9 protein-coding genes are annotated in these 13,062 nt (G+C 66.3%); 5 read left to right on the top strand and 4 right to left on the bottom strand.

The features are described 5' to 3' along the window. Nucleotides 1–47 precede the first annotated feature (47 nt). On the bottom strand, nt 48–3,533 hold the full coding sequence (carB, locus tag MBTS_RS07700; protein ID WP_147829445.1) for a carbamoyl-phosphate synthase large subunit: 3,486 nt from the start codon (nt 3,531–3,533) through the stop codon (nt 48–50). Between the two features lie 317 nt (nt 3,534–3,850). Here carB and MBTS_RS07695 point away from each other — a divergent pair, with 317 nt between their 5' ends. Further along, nucleotides 3,851–4,291: a pseudoazurin gene (locus MBTS_RS07695; RefSeq protein WP_026176119.1), complete on the top strand. Its 441-nt coding sequence runs from the start codon at nt 3,851–3,853 to the stop codon at nt 4,289–4,291. Between the two features lie 51 nt (nt 4,292–4,342). Here MBTS_RS07695 and MBTS_RS07690 read toward each other — a convergent pair whose 3' ends face one another. Together MBTS_RS07690 and carA are read right to left on the bottom strand one after the other, a co-directional pair. After that, on the bottom strand, nt 4,343–4,720 hold the full coding sequence (locus MBTS_RS07690) for a hypothetical protein (protein ID WP_056161915.1): 378 nt from the start codon (nt 4,718–4,720) through the stop codon (nt 4,343–4,345). A gap of 202 nt (nt 4,721–4,922) precedes the next feature. Then, nucleotides 4,923–6,161, bottom strand: coding sequence for a glutamine-hydrolyzing carbamoyl-phosphate synthase small subunit (gene carA, locus MBTS_RS07685; RefSeq protein ID WP_056148118.1), 1,239 nt, complete (start codon nt 6,159–6,161; stop codon nt 4,923–4,925). Between the two features lie 227 nt (nt 6,162–6,388). Between carA and MBTS_RS07680 the strand changes: the two genes are divergently transcribed. From MBTS_RS07680 to rpoD, 3 genes are all read left to right on the top strand, one after another. Next, nucleotides 6,389–6,850, top strand: a complete 462-nt coding sequence (locus MBTS_RS07680; protein WP_027174501.1) for a GatB/YqeY domain-containing protein — start codon at nt 6,389–6,391, stop codon at nt 6,848–6,850. Between the two features lie 143 nt (nt 6,851–6,993). Beyond that, complete coding sequence (gene dnaG / locus MBTS_RS07675) at nt 6,994–8,925, top strand: DNA primase (RefSeq protein ID WP_147829453.1); 1,932 nt, start codon at nt 6,994–6,996, stop codon at nt 8,923–8,925. A 199-nt stretch (nt 8,926–9,124) separates the two neighbouring features. Next, entirely contained in the window at nt 9,125–11,125 is a 2,001-nt protein-coding gene (gene rpoD / locus MBTS_RS07670) for an RNA polymerase sigma factor RpoD (protein WP_056148125.1), read from the top strand. Nucleotides 11,126–11,257: 132 nt separating this feature from the next. Here the strand turns inward: rpoD and MBTS_RS07665 are convergent, their stop codons facing one another. Next, on the bottom strand, nt 11,258–11,647 hold the full coding sequence (locus MBTS_RS07665) for a hypothetical protein (RefSeq protein WP_192215349.1): 390 nt from the start codon (nt 11,645–11,647) through the stop codon (nt 11,258–11,260). A 163-nt stretch (nt 11,648–11,810) separates the two neighbouring features. Here MBTS_RS07665 and MBTS_RS07660 point away from each other — a divergent pair, with 163 nt between their 5' ends. Further along, complete coding sequence (locus MBTS_RS07660; protein WP_056148131.1) at nt 11,811–13,061, top strand: adenylate/guanylate cyclase domain-containing protein; 1,251 nt, start codon at nt 11,811–11,813, stop codon at nt 13,059–13,061. The last annotated feature ends 1 nt before the right edge of the window (nt 13,062 follow it).

Genomic DNA, 13,062 nt, shown 5'->3' with positions numbered 1-13,062 from the left:
AAGCTTGGCATCTGCCGTGTCCGTCAAGACGGACACCACATCAAATGTTAAGCCGCGAAGTATTCCTGCAAGGCGCGCACCTGGAGATCACCCTCGAGATAGGCCTTGATCCCCTCGGCCGCCGCCATCGCTCCGGCTAGAGTGGTGTAGTACGGCACTTTATGCAAGAGGGCCGCCCGGCGCAGGGAGCGCGAGTCCGCCAGGGCGCCTGCGCCTTCCGTCGTGTTGAACACGAGCTGGATGTCGCCGTTCTTGATCGAATCGACCACGTGCGGCCGACCCTCCAGCACCTTGTTCACCCGCTCCGTCGGGACGCCGTTCTCCAGGAGATAGCGCTGCGTCCCGCTGGTGGCGACGATGACGAAACCGGCCTCAGACAACTCCCGGATGGCCGGCAGGATGCGGGCCTTGTCGGCGTCACGGACCGAGACGAATACCGCGCCACTCTTCGGCACGAGGGTGCCCGAGCCGAGCTGGCTCTTGGCGAAGGCGACGCCGAAGCTCGAATCGAGGCCGATGACCTCGCCGGTGGAGCGCATCTCCGGTCCGAGCAGGACATCGACGCCGGGGAAACGGGCGAAGGGGAACACGGCTTCCTTGACGGCGATGTGGTCGAGGACCTTGGGCTCGAGCCCGAAACTCGCGAGCGGCTCGCCCGCCATGACGCGCGCCGCGATCTTGGCGATGGGCTCGCCGATGACCTTGGCGACGAAGGGCACCGTGCGGGATGCCCGTGGGTTCACCTCCAGCACGTAGATCGCGCCGTCCTTGATGGCGTATTGCACGTTCATCAGGCCGCCGACCTGCAGGGCCAGCGCCATCGCCCTGGTCTGGCGTTCCAGTTCGGCGATGGTCTCGGGCGAGAGCGAGCGCGAGGGCAGCGAGCAGGCGGAATCGCCCGAATGGATGCCGGCCTCCTCGATGTGCTCCATGATGCCGGCGATGTAGACGTCCTTGCCGTCGCAGATGGCGTCCACGTCGATTTCGGTGGCATCCGAGAGATAGCGGTCGAACAGGAGCGGGTTCTTGCCCAGCACCGTGTTGATCTGGCCGGTCTTGTCGTTGGGGTAGCGCGATTTCACGTCCGACGGGATCAGGCTCGGCAGGGTGTCGAGGAGATAGTCGGCGAACTGGACCTCGTCGCGGATGATCGCCATGGCGCGGCCGCCCAGCACGTAGCTCGGGCGCACCACGAAGGGCAGGCCGAGATCGGAGGCCACGAGGCGGCTCTGCTCGACGGAATAGGCGATGCCGTTCTTCGGCTGCTTCATCCCGAGCTTGTCAAGGAGCCGCTTGAACTGGTCGCGGTCCTCGGCGAGGTCGATGGCGTCCGGTGAGGTGCCGAGGATCGGCACGCCGGCCGCTTCGAGGGCGCGGGCGAGCTTCAGCGGGGTCTGGCCGCCGAACTGGACGATGACGCCGTGCAGCGTGCCGGCCTGCCGCTCGGTCTCGATGATTTCGAGCACGTCCTCCTGCGTCAGCGGCTCGAAATAGAGCCGGTCGGAGGTGTCGTAGTCGGTGGAGACCGTCTCCGGGTTGCAGTTGACCATGATGGTCTCATAGCCGGCCTCGGTGAGCGCGAAGCAGGCGTGACAACAGCAATAGTCGAACTCGATGCCCTGGCCGATGCGGTTGGGTCCGCCGCCGAGGATGATGACCTTCTTGGCGTCGGTGGGCTGCGCCTCGTCGACCACGGCGCCGGCGAAGGGCGCCACGTAGGTGGAGTACATGTAGGCGGTGGGCGCCTTGAACTCGGCCGCGCAGGTGTCGATGCGCTTGTACACCGGGCGGACGCCCAGCGCCCGGCGGGCGGCGCGGACGCTGTCCTCGTCGGTCTTCGCGAGCACGGCCAGACGGGCATCCGAGAAGCCCGCCGCCTTGAGCTGGCGCAGGGCGCCGGGTGTGGTGGGGATGCCGTGGGCCTTGACCCGGTTCTCCAGGTCGATGATCGCCTGCAGTTGCTCCAGGAACCACGGATCGATCTTGCACGAGGCGTGGACCTCGTCATGGCTGACGCCGAGGCGGAGCGCCTGTCCCACCTTCAGGAGACGGTCCGGGGTCGGCGTGCCCAGGGCCGCCTTGATGGCGTTGTGGTCGTCGCCCTTGCCGAGCCCCTCGATCTCGATCTCGTCGAGGCCGGTGAGGCCGGTCTCCAGGGAGCGCAGCGCCTTCTGCAGCGATTCGGCAAAGCAGCGGCCGATGGCCATGGCCTCGCCCACCGATTTCATCGCCGTGGTCAGCGTCGGCTCGGCGCCGGGGAACTTCTCGAAAGCGAAGCGCGGGATCTTGGTGACGACGTAGTCGATGGTCGGCTCGAACGAGGCCGGGGTCGCGCCGCCGGTGATGTCGTTGGCGATCTCGTCGAGGGTGTATCCCACCGCGAGCTTGGCCGCGACCTTGGCGATGGGGAAGCCCGTGGCCTTGGAGGCCAGCGCCGACGAGCGCGAGACGCGCGGGTTCATCTCGATGACGATCATCCGGCCGGTGGCCGGGTCGATGGCGAACTGCACGTTCGAGCCGCCGGTCTCCACGCCGATCTCGCGCAGAACCGCGAGCGACGCGTCGCGCATCACCTGATATTCCTTGTCCGTGAGCGTCAGGGCTGGGGCCACGGTGATGGAATCGCCGGTATGGACGCCCATCGGATCGATGTTCTCGATGGAGCAGACGATGATGCAGTTGTCGTGTCTATCGCGAACGACCTCCATCTCGTATTCCTTCCAACCGAGGACGCTCTCCTCGATCAGGACCTCGTTGGTCGGCGAAGCGTCAATGCCGCGCTCGACGATGTCGAGGAATTCTTCCCGGTTGTAGGCGATGCCGCCGCCGGTGCCGCCCATGGTGAAGGAGGGGCGGATGATGGCCGGGAGGCCGACTTCGGCCAGCGCGATCAGCGCCTGCCCGATGGCATGCTCGCCGTAGCGCTTGCGCCGGTCGGACTCGCCCGCGTGCCACTTCTTCTCGAACGCGGCGAGGGCGGCCGGGCGAGCGGCCTCGTCGGTGGAGGTCTCGATCCGGGCGATCTCGGCGAGGTACTTTTCGCGATCTACCTTTTTGGCGGCGGACGCGTTGGCGACGGCCGATTTCGGCGTTTCCAGGCCGATCTTCGTCATCGCGTCGCGAAACAATTGCCGATCCTCGGCCTTGTCGATGGCCTCGGCCGTGGCGCCGATCATCTGGACGTCGAATTTTTCGAGTATGCCCAGCTTCTTGAGCGAAAGGGCGCAGTTCAAGGCCGTCTGGCCGCCCATGGTCGGCAGCAGGGCGAAGCCGCCGGGAAGGACGTGGCGCTCCTTCTCGATGATCTTGGCGACGATCTCCGGCGTGATCGGCTCGACATAGGTCGCATCCGCCATGTCAGGGTCGGTCATGATGGTCGCCGGGTTCGAATTGACCAGGACGATCCGGTAACCCTCCTCGCGCAGCGCCTTGCAGGCCTGCGTCCCGGAATAGTCGAACTCGCAGGCCTGCCCGATCACGATCGGACCGGCACCGATGATGAGGATCGTGGAGAGGTCGGTGCGTTTCGGCATCGGGCGCCTTGGCTTGCGGACGCGCGCGTCCGTCAAGCGCGGCGCCACAATCTGGAGCGGGCCGGATATGGACGCGAGCGGCGTGAATGATCGTTAGCGCTCGCGTCTACACGCGGCGGGAGGGTTTTGGAAGAGCGCCGAGAGGCTTGGCGTCGATTGTGCCCGCCCCGGAGGGCCGCCGGTCCGCCGCCAAAGACAATCAAACTATAATAACTATAAATCTAAGAAGACACGAAATATTGCGCCCTCGATGGAGCCGTGTAATTGAGACGATCGGCGCCTTGTCGATCTCGAACAAGACTAAATCGAGGATAAGAATGATAAAGCTAGGAACGCTCGTGGGCACGCTGGCCCTGTGCATCGCCGCCGGCCCAGCCGCTTTCGCCGCCGAGATCACCGTGAAGACCCTCAACAGCGGGCCGGGTGGTATGATGGTCTTCGACCCTGCCTTCGTGAAGTTGGCGCCGGGCGACAGCATCAAGTTCGTCCCCCAGGACAAGGGGCACAATGCCGAGCTGATCAAGGGTATGGCGCCCGAGGGAGCGGAGACCTTCAAGACCGTCCTGGGCAAGGAGGAGGTCGTCAAGTTCGACAAGCCCGGGGTCTACGGCATCAAGTGCTCGCCGCATTACCTCATGGGCATGATCGCCGTGGTGGTGGTCGGCGACAAGCCGGAGAACCTGGAGGCGGCGAAGGCGGTGACGCACAACAAGCTCGCCGCCAAGCGGTTCGAGCCCCTGCTCGCCCAGGTTCAGTGACGTGAGAGAGGAGGCGGCGCCAAGCCGCCTCCGACCTCCCGCGTTGTGCCGTCAGAGGCCGATATAGAGGGCGGCCACCGCGCGATCGATGGAGAGATAGAACACGCCGAAGGCCACGGCGGCGGCGGCGGCGAATTCGAGGGCGACGTTGGGCAGGGTCTGCGAGCGGCGCAGGATCTCGCGGCCGAAGAACAGGCTGAGCCAGGCGATGGTGAGGACGACGGGCAAGACGAACAGGAAGGACCAGGTGCTTTCGACGGTCTGGGCGCCGCCGGTCGGGTCGATGAGCGCGCGGATGTTGCGGACCCAGGGGGCGTAGCAGGCCGAATACAGGGCGGTCATCCAGGCGAGGGCGACACCCACGCCGAGATGGAACGTGAAGACCCGATGCAGGCGTGAGAAATCATCGCGCGCGTCGTCGAACGTCATGTGGAAAACCCCGTGCTCATGGCAGCAGGACGATCGTCGCGGCGTCGTCACCGTGCCGATCGTCGTTGGCTTCGGGGAGTGCCGGTCAAAGCCGGGTTTTTTGTGACGGGCGCGGGAACCATTTCGCGAATGCCCCGGCGGCGATCCGCCAGGGCTCGTTGGAAGGCGCAAAATTGTGCCCGGCGCGGTGAGCGATACGGCCCTACGCGGCGGTGGTGGGGGCCGTCTCCGCCTTGCCGCTGCGCATCAGCGCCACGAACCGCTCGAACAGGTAGTGGCTGTCGCGCGGACCCGGCGAGGCTTCCGGGTGGTGCTGAACCGAGAAGGCCGGGCGGTCGGTGAGGGTGAGACCGCAATTCGAGCCGTCGAACAGCGAGATATGCGTCTCCACCGCCGTTTCGGGCAGGCTGGCCGGATCGACGGCGAAACCGTGGTTCATCGAGACGATCTCGACCTTCCCCGTGGTCTTGTCCTTCACCGGGTGGTTGGCCCCGTGATGACCCTGAGCCATCTTCACGGTGCGTCCGCCGAGCGCCAGGCCCATGAGCTGGTGTCCGAGGCAGATGCCGAAGGTCGGCACCTTCTCGTTCAGAAGCTCGCGGATCACCGGGACCGCGTATTCGCCGGTGGCGGCCGGATCGCCGGGACCGTTCGACAGGAAGACGCCGTCGGGCTTCATCGCCATGATCGCGGCGGCGGAGGTGGTGGCGGGCACGACGGTGACATCGCAGCCGGCCTCGGCGAGCAGGCGCAGGATGTTGCGCTTCACCCCGTAATCGATGGCGACGACCTTGAGGCCCTCGCCGATCTGGCGGCTGCCGTAGCCGCCCTTCACAGCCCAAGTCGTCTGCGACCAGTCGGACGTCTCGCGGCTCGTGACCGGCGGGACGAGGTCGAGACCCTCCATCGGGGCGAGGGCGGCGGCGCGTGCCTTCAGTGCCTCGCGGTCGAACCGGCCCTCCGGATCGTTGGCGATGACGGCGTTGGGCATGCCGTGGTCGCGGATGAGGGCGGTAAGCGCCCGCGTGTCGATCCCGGTGATGCCGACGATGCCGCGTGCCTTCAGCCAGGCGTCGAGATGGCTCGACGAGCGCCAGCTCGACGGGTTGGTGACGGCCGAGGCGATGACCGCGCCGCGCACGCCGGAGGCGGGGGCCGCGTCGAGGCTCTCCAGGTCTTCGTCGTTGGTGCCGGTATTGCCGATATGCGGAAACGTGAAGGTGACGATCTGGCCGGCATAGGAGGGGTCGGTGAGGATCTCCTGGTAGCCGGTCATCGCCGTATTGAAGCAGACCTCGCCATCGGCGGCCCCGGTCTGGCCGATGCCGAATCCTTCGAGGACGGTGCCGTCGGCCAGCACGAGGAGGGCTGTCGCGACGGGCTCGGCCCAGGGTGCGGGCGTGGAGGAGGATTGCGCCGGGGCGCCTTCGTCTTGCAGCATCGTCGCGATCTCGCTTATGTCCGGCCGACCCATCGACGCCGGTGCGACGGCGCGTGCGGGTGGCGCATTGTGCGGCGCTCATAACGAGCGGGCCGTGATGGGGTCAATGTGGCCCCTGTTCCCGACCGGCTCAACCACCTCGGTCGGCCGATCACAGCAATTCGCAGACCATCCGGGCGCCGAGCCCAGCTATGACATTCCGCAAAGACGATTTTCAGGAGACGACCATGCTGCGCGCGCGCCTCACCACCGAGATGAAGGAGGCCATGAAGGCCGGCGACAAGGCCAAACTCGCCACCGTGCGGATGATCCAGGCCGCCTTGAAGGACAAGGACATCGAGGCCCGTGGCCTCGGCAAGGAGCCGGCCTCCGAGGAGGAAATCCTCGCCCTGCTGCAGAAGATGATCAAGCAGCGCAACGAATCGGCCGGCGTCTACGACCAGGGCGGTCGCCCCGAGCTCGCCGAGACCGAGCGGGCCGAGGCCGCGATCATCGCGGGCTACCTGCCCCAGCAGATGGACGAGGCCGAGACCCGCGCCGCTATCGAGGCCGCCGTGGCCGAGACCGGCGCGGCCGGCCCGAAGGACATGGGCAAGGTCATCGCCGCCCTGAAGGGCAAGTTCGCCGGCCGGATGGATTTCGGCAAGGCGAGCGGTTTGGTCAAGGACGTGCTCAACGCCAAGGCCTGAAGGCCAGCATCCATCGAACGGACGGTGACGAGGCCCACTCGTCTCCGTCCGGTCCGAGGCATGCGCGATGGATGCGTCGAAGCGTTCGGGACTCCTTAAACGCTGTAGGCTAGACTGCCGGCCTGCAAAGGTCTGGTTCACCCGTGCGCTACCCACCCCACATCCTCGAAGAGATCAGGGCGCGGCTTCCCGCTTCCGACGTGGTCGGGCGGCGCGTGCGGCTGAAGAAGGCTGGCCGCGAGTGGCGCGGCCTGTCGCCGTTCAATTCGGAGAAGACCCCGTCCTTCTACGTCAACGACCAGAAGCAGTTCTATCACTGCTTTTCGTCCGGCAAGCACGGTGACGTCTTCACCTTCCTGATGGAGACCGAGGGCCTCAGCTTTCCCGAGGCGGTGGAGCGCCTGGCCGGGGAGGCGGGGGTGACCCTGCCCGCGCCCAGCGCCGATGCGCGGGAGATGGAAACCAAGCGTACCGGCGCTTTCGAGGTCATGGAACTGGCGGCCGCCTATTACGAGGACCAGCTCAAGGGTCGCCTCGGCACCAGCGCCCGCGCCTATCTCGACCGGCGCGAACTCGGCCCCGAGATCCGCTCGCGTTTCCGGCTCGGCTACGCCACGTCGGAGCGCTACGGACTGCGCGACCACTTGGCCGCCAAGGACGTGGACAAGGAGCTGATGGCCGAACTCGGCCTGCTCGTCAGCGGCGACGACATCGCCGTCCCCTTCGACAAGTTTCGCGACCGGGTGATGTTTCCCATCACCGACAGCCGGGGCCGGGTCATCGCCTTCGGCGGGCGCGCGATGCAGGCCGACGCCAAGGCGAAGTACATGAATTCGCCGGAGACCCCGCTCTTCCACAAGGGGCAGGTGCTCTACAACCTGCATGGCGCCCGCAAGGCGGCCCATGATCGTGGGACGATCATCGCCGTGGAAGGCTATGTCGACGTCATCGCCATGACCATGGCCGGACACCCGAACGCCGTCGCCGGCCTCGGCACGGCCTTGACGGAGGAACAGCTGGCGCTGCTCTGGCGCCATGCCGACGAGCCGATCCTGTGTTTCGACGGCGACGGCGCCGGCCAGCGCGCGGCGTTCAAGGCCCTCGACGTGGCGCTGCCGGGCCTGACGCCGGGCAAGTCGCTTCGTTTCGCCCTCCTGCCCCAGGGGCAGGACCCCGACGACCTGCTCCGCTCGGCCGGCGCCTCGGCCATCGACCGGGTGCTCGACGGAGCCCGCCCCCTCGTGGAGGTGTTGTGGTCGCGCGCCACCGAATCGACGCCGACGGATACGCCCGAACGCAAGGCCGGCCTCGCCAAGAGCCTGCGCGAGATGGTCGCCTCGATCCGCGACGAGACGGTGCGGCGGTTCTACAAGGACGAGATCGAGGGACGCCTGCGCGCCCTTTCTCCCGGAGGCGGTGGCGGTGGCGGTGGCCAGCGCCGGACCGGCTACGAGCCCCGGAGCGGAGGAGGCTCGACGTTCCAGCGCAAGCCGAGGCCGGGAGACCCGCCTCCCTCGCCGCGAATCACCACGAAGTTCAATCCGCTCTTCGCCGGGTCGACGAACTCCGGCGGGACGGCTATGTTCAGGGATCGCGAGGCGATGATCGTCTCCAGTCTGCTCGCCCACCCGGAATTGTTGGGGATAGAAGCCGAGGATCTTGCGGCTCTGGAACTCGACGATCCCGACGCACAGGCGCTGCGGTCCCTCCTGCTGGACCAGGCGGCGGACGCCGATCAGCCCGATGTGGAGGTTCTGGAGAGCCGATTGCGGAGGGCGGGGCTGGACGGCGCGGCCACGCGGCTTGCGACCCATGTTCGTCCGGGAGACCGCTGGACACTCGATTCGCACGCGGACCGGATGCGTCTGGAAGACGCATTGCGTCAGGCCGTGATCTTGCACCGGAAGTCTGGCGCGCTAAATAGCGAACTTCGCGCTGCCGAGAGAGCACTGGCCGAGGAGGGATCCGAGGCCAACTTCGCTTGGCTATGTGACGTCAAGGAACGTATGGCCGTGGTCGCAGGGGCGGAGGCGGACGCCGAAGTGCCAGAATCGGACGATACGGCGGCCGCGTAACTGCGACGAACCGGAATTTAGGGTGCCGCTTGCGGCACATGGTTAACAGTCGGTCAAGCGTAGCGCTTGTAGACCGGGACATGAGATATCGACGCGGTCGCTTCGTGCGCGCCGCACATCAAAGAGAATGGCGGCGTGGACGACGCGGAGTGAGCCGAACGCTCCCGCTCAACGCGACCAGGGCAACAATAGGCGGACCATGGCGACGAAGGCAACGGAACGGGACGAAACGGATGCTGCTCCTGAGCAACAGACGGACGGACCGCTCCTCGATCTGACCGATGCCTCGGTCAAGCGGATGGTGAAGCTCGCCAAAAAGCGCGGCTACATCACCTACGAGGAGATCAACGAGGTGCTGCCCGAGGGCCAGTCCGATCCGGACCAGCTCGAGGACGTGCTGTCGCAACTCTCCGAGATGGGCATCAACGTCGTCGAGGCGGAAGAGACCGAGGATGCCGGTGGCGAGAAGCCGGCCAACGGCGAGGCCTCCGACGACGACGACGCCGCCGAGGGGACGGAAGTCGCCGAGATCGCGCCGACCAAACCCCTCGCCGTGCGCGAGACGACGGCCAAGGAGCCCACCGACCGGACCGACGATCCGGTGCGGATGTACCTGCGCGAGATGGGCTCGGTGGAGCTTCTCTCCCGCGAGGGCGAAATCGCCATCGCCAAGCGCATCGAGGCCGGCCGCGAAGCCATGATCGCGGGCCTGTGCGAGAGCCCGCTGACGTTCCAGGCCATCATCATCTGGCGCGACGAGCTCGTCGACGGCCGCGTGCTCCTGCGCGACATCATCGATCTCGAAGCCACCTATGCCGGCCCGGACGCCAAGAACGCGCCGCAGCTCACCGAGGGTGAGGACGGCGACGAGGCCGAGGCGGAGGCACCGATCCCCGCCGAGGGCGGCGACGACGAAGACGACATGGAGAACAACGTCTCGCTCGCGGCCATGGAAGCCGAGATCAAGCCGCGCGTTCTCGAGACGTTCGACAACATCGCCAACAACTACAAGAAACTGCGCAAGCTCCAGAACGAGCATGCCGACCTGAAGGCCGGCGGTGGCACGCAGACCTCCGCCCAGAGCCAGAAGCAGTCCGATTTCAAGGACACCGTCGTCGCCGACGTGAAATCACTGTCCCTGAACTCGAACCGCATCGAGGCGCTGGTCGAGCAACTCTACGACATCAACAAGCGCCTCATCAGCCATGAGGGCCGCCTCATGCGCTATGCCGAGAGCCACGGCGTCGCCCGCGACGAGTTCCTGCGCCACTACCAGGGCTGGGAGCTCGATCCGAACTGGATGGAGCGTGTCGGCAAGCTCGGCGGCAAGGGCTGGAAGAACCTCGTCGAGAAGGGCGCCAAGCAGGTCGCCGACCTGCGCGAGCAGATCCTGACGCTCGCCTCCGAGACCGGTCTCGAGATCGGCGAGTACCGCAAGATCGTCAACATGGTCCAGAAGGGCGAGCGCGAAGCCCGTCAGGCCAAGAAGGAGATGATCGAGGCCAATCTCCGCCTCGTGATCTCCATCGCCAAGAAATACACCAACCGCGGCCTGCAGTTCCTGGACCTGATCCAAGAGGGCAATATCGGCCTGATGAAGGCCGTCGATAAGTTCGAGTATCGCCGCGGCTACAAGTTCTCGACCTACGCGACCTGGTGGATCCGGCAGGCGATCACCCGCTCCATCGCCGACCAGGCGCGCACCATCCGCATTCCTGTGCACATGATCGAGACGATCAACAAGATCGTCCGCACCTCGCGCCAGATGCTGCACGAGATCGGCCGCGAGCCGACTCCCGAGGAGCTGGCCGAGAAATTGGCCATGCCCTTGGAGAAGGTCCGAAAGGTCCTGAAGATCGCCAAGGAGCCGATCTCCCTCGAAACGCCCATCGGCGACGAGGAGGATTCGCATCTCGGCGATTTCATTGAGGACAAGAACGTCGTTCTGCCGATCGATGCGGCGATCCAGTCGAACCTGCGCGAGACCACCACTCGCGTGCTGGCCTCGCTGACGCCGCGCGAGGAGCGCGTGCTGCGCATGCGCTTCGGTATCGGCATGAACACCGACCACACCCTCGAAGAGGTCGGTCAGCAGTTCTCGGTGACGCGCGAGCGTATCCGCCAGATCGAGGCGAAGGCGCTGCGCAAGCTCAAGCACCCGAGCCGTTCGCGCAAGCTGCGGAGCTTCCTCGACAATTGAGGGCGGACCGGCCCTCTCCTTCGCGACGAGGGACTGTCTATCGGAAACGACAATGGCGCACCGAAGGGTGCGCCATTGTCGTTTCAGGTCACGTCTTCACGCCAGGGGAGGCTACACGTCGCCCCCGATCCCTCAATGGTTCCCTGCCCGGGCCGGATCGAAGCCGCTCTTGCGCGAATAGATGCTTTCGGCGTCGGGCATGACGGCGCCCGCCACGGGGGTCACGCGCCCGGCGACGCGCTGCTTCTGTCGAGACCCATCCGTCCTGCAACCCGTGCAGAGAGAGGCGATGGCCCGTTCCCCGCGACGGGCGATCCGCTCATTGAAGACCGTCTGACGCCGGCTGCTGGCTTCGTTGGACTCCGAAAAGCTCGACGTCGTCGGAATGCCGGCTTCGTCCCGCGATGCGGGGGGAGCCTGCACGGGTGTGTTGGCGGCGGGAAGCAGGAGGGGGCCGGCCTGCGCGGCCCCGGCAAGCGCCATGGCGATCACGAGGGCGACGGCACGGGGTGCGATAGGCATGGGTGGTTCCGATGACGGGAGTAGAATCTCGGCGTCATGATGAGCCGGTATTGGTCATTTTCACCTTATCATGGCACCAATGGGACGATATTGACTGTCGGACCTGGTGACGAACGTGGCGGCACCCGTTGCCGCCCCGCCCCCTCCGACCCACTTTGGCAACATGCTCGATCTTGGCCCGCCTCATCCCTCGCCGACTGCCGAAGCGGATGGGTCGGAGGCGAACGACGTGCCGTTCGGGTCCCTGCAGGAATGCGTTGCCCTGAGGGACTGGCTCCTGATCGAAGGGGCGCGCCTGCCGCAGGCGGACGACCTCCTGGCGGGGATGTCCGAGCGGCTGATCGCCCTCGGCGTTCCCGTCGACCGGGCATCCACCGCCATCGACACGCTTCATTCCGAGTATTCCGGGGTCGGTCGATTCTGGACCCCCGAGAGCGGATCGACCGTGCGCCTGTTTCCGCACGGGGAAGCGTCCGACAAGGCCTATCACGACAGTCCGTTCTTCACCGTCCACGAGACCGGCGAATGGCTGATGGTCGACCTGAACGACGCGGATGATCTGCGATACTCGATCATCGGCGATCTCAAGGCCGGGGGCTACACGCATTACATCGTGGCGCCGCTGTTCTTCACCAACGGCTCGCGCAACGGCATCACCTTCGCGACCCGCGCCCCGGACGGATTCCGGGACGAGGACATCGCCATACTCCGGTTCGTCATGCCGACCCTGGCTGCGGTGATGGAGATGCGGATCGTCAACAAGACGCTGGATCAGGTCCTGCGCATCTATGTGGGCGACGAGCCGCACCGGGCGATCCTGTCCGGCGACATCCGTCGCGGGCAGGTCAAGCGCATCCGCTCGGCCATCCTGTTCGCCGATATGCGAGACTACACCCAGATCTCCGCCGACATGACGCCCGAGGAGGCCGTCGACCTCCTCAACATCTTCTTCGATTGCCTGGTGCCGGCGGTGGAGCGGGAAGGCGGCGAGGTTCTGAAATATCTCGGCGACGGGCTGCTGGCGATCTTCCGCGAGCGCGGCGACGATCTCGGCGGGGCCGCCAAGGGCGCGCTCATCGCCGCCCGTTCCGCCCTCTCCGCCCTCGACGAGGCGAATGCCATCGGGCGTTTCGCGCAGCCGGTCGTTGCCGGCATCGCGCTCCACCACGGGGAGGCGGCCTACGGCAATGTCGGGTCCGGCGCGCGCCTCGACTTCACCGTCATCGGCCGCGACGTGAATCTGGCGAGCCGCCTCGCGCGCCTGAACAAGATCCTCGGCGAACCGCTCCTCATGTCGAAGCCCTTCGTCGATTTCCTCTGGGACGAATCGGAATCCCTCGGCGAGCACGCGCTCGACGGGTTCGCCGAATCGATGGGCGTCTACCGGCCGGGGCGGACACCGGCGGCACTCTGAC

This window comes from Methylobacterium bullatum (assembly GCF_014845095.1).
GTDB classification, from domain to species: domain Bacteria; phylum Pseudomonadota; class Alphaproteobacteria; order Rhizobiales; family Beijerinckiaceae; genus Methylobacterium; species Methylobacterium bullatum.
Note: the sequence above shows the minus strand (reverse complement) of the source record. Positions and strands in the feature narration are given on the sequence as shown.

Coding starts and splice junctions, on each gene's coding strand:
- carB (WP_147829445.1), bottom strand. CDS start 3,533: ATGCCGAAACGCACCGACCTCTCCACGATCCTCATCATCGGTGCCGGT.
- MBTS_RS07695 (WP_026176119.1), top strand. CDS start 3,851: ATGATAAAGCTAGGAACGCTCGTGGGCACGCTGGCCCTGTGCATCGCC.
- MBTS_RS07690 (WP_056161915.1), bottom strand. CDS start 4,720: ATGACGTTCGACGACGCGCGCGATGATTTCTCACGCCTGCATCGGGTC.
- carA (WP_056148118.1), bottom strand. CDS start 6,161: ATGCTGCAAGACGAAGGCGCCCCGGCGCAATCCTCCTCCACGCCCGCA.
- MBTS_RS07680 (WP_027174501.1), top strand. CDS start 6,389: ATGCTGCGCGCGCGCCTCACCACCGAGATGAAGGAGGCCATGAAGGCC.
- rpoD (WP_056148125.1), top strand. CDS start 9,125: ATGGCGACGAAGGCAACGGAACGGGACGAAACGGATGCTGCTCCTGAG.
- MBTS_RS07665 (WP_192215349.1), bottom strand. CDS start 11,647: ATGCCTATCGCACCCCGTGCCGTCGCCCTCGTGATCGCCATGGCGCTT.
- MBTS_RS07660 (WP_056148131.1), top strand. CDS start 11,811: ATGCTCGATCTTGGCCCGCCTCATCCCTCGCCGACTGCCGAAGCGGAT.